2 protein-coding genes are annotated in these 1,203 nt (G+C 36.1%); one reads left to right on the forward strand and one right to left on the reverse strand.

Annotated features, from left to right (window positions below):
- On the reverse strand, positions 1–204 hold a 204-nt coding region (locus H4683_RS21105), incomplete at its 3' end, for a transposase family protein (RefSeq protein ID WP_192600787.1).
- A gap of 140 nt (positions 205–344) precedes the next feature.
- Here H4683_RS21105 and H4683_RS21110 point away from each other — a divergent pair.
- Entirely contained in the window at positions 345–635 is a 291-nt protein-coding gene (locus tag H4683_RS21110; RefSeq protein WP_192600788.1) for a helix-turn-helix domain-containing protein, read from the forward strand.
- Positions 636–1,203 lie beyond the last annotated feature (568 nt).

The following is a 1,203-nucleotide window of genomic DNA, read 5'->3' on the forward strand; positions in this document are numbered from 1 at the left end:
GATATACTTTTTAAGCCACTGTTGACTGGAATCCGAGCTCGCCCAAAAATGGATATCATCCCATTCATCCAATCCACAAATGACTCCAGTTACCATGATAAAAAGAATATCTGTCAATTTGTGGCGAACTTTCCCTTCCTGTCTCGTGTCGCTCAACTCCTCGAAGTATTCAAAAATAGGACCTTGATATCGTTGGTTGTTCATACGTATCCTCCTCATAAACTTTTGAATAGTATCATAGCTCAGTAATGAATTATTTTCCAGCAAACTTTATTATCTTTTTCCAAATACTCTCTTCATGAATTCGCCGTGCGTATGAACGTTATCGGAAAGGAGGTTTTACAATGAATTGGGCTGACTACAAAAAACAAATAACCGTTTTGAATCAAGCGGAAATGGATCGAATTGAAATTGTCGCCCAACTTGTTAAGCGCCGAACGCAGCTCGGTTTAACACAACAACAACTAGCTGATAAATCCGGACTAAAACAAGCCGCTATCGCTCGTCTAGAGACTGAAAATGCAGTACCACGCCTGGACACGTTAGAAAAAGTCTCCAGGGCATTAGGTTTAAGAGTTACCTTAATTGAAGAGGATCATTTTCATCACGAATCAACGGAAATGGAAAGCGTTTAATTTTCTAGTGTCTTTACATTAATCATAGACGAACCCCCTTTAGCAAATTTTGCAGAGGGGGTTTTCTGATTTAACCATCAAATGGACTTCCAGTACTCTCTCCACCAGCAGATTACAGGATATAAGACTAGACTTTGAGTGCCAGTCACTAAAACAATCATGTTAGTTCCAAAAATGATTACAGCCAATGAAATGTACCATCCTTGACATAGTTTTTACCACTGAATGACAAAAAGTGTACCGATAAATGACAGACTATTTACCACTTCATACCTACTGGATGACCAAAGATAAGAAACCATATTTTTTGGAAACAATAATGTTATACTTGTTATACAAATTTGAATGATTTTCAATAAGATCAATCTTCCTAAACGGACCAGATTGTAGAAGAACAAATTGTAATCCAGTCGAGATGATTAAACGATAATAATTGGTAGTTCAGGTATTTCCAAAAATATTTTACCAAAATATCAGTAGCATTGCATAAAAACTATTTCGATTTGTCAAGTTCCTAAAATACCAATAACGAAATGTTTGATTTTCACTAAAATGTAAGTTTTAAGAC

The organism is Sporosarcina limicola, from assembly GCF_014873855.1.
Lineage (GTDB): Bacteria > Bacillota > Bacilli > Bacillales_A > Planococcaceae > Sporosarcina > Sporosarcina limicola.

Excerpts from the sequence above, each read along its gene's own strand:
- H4683_RS21110 (WP_192600788.1), top strand. The coding sequence starts at position 345 with ATGAATTGGGCTGACTACAAAAAACAAATAACCGTTTTGAATCAAGCG.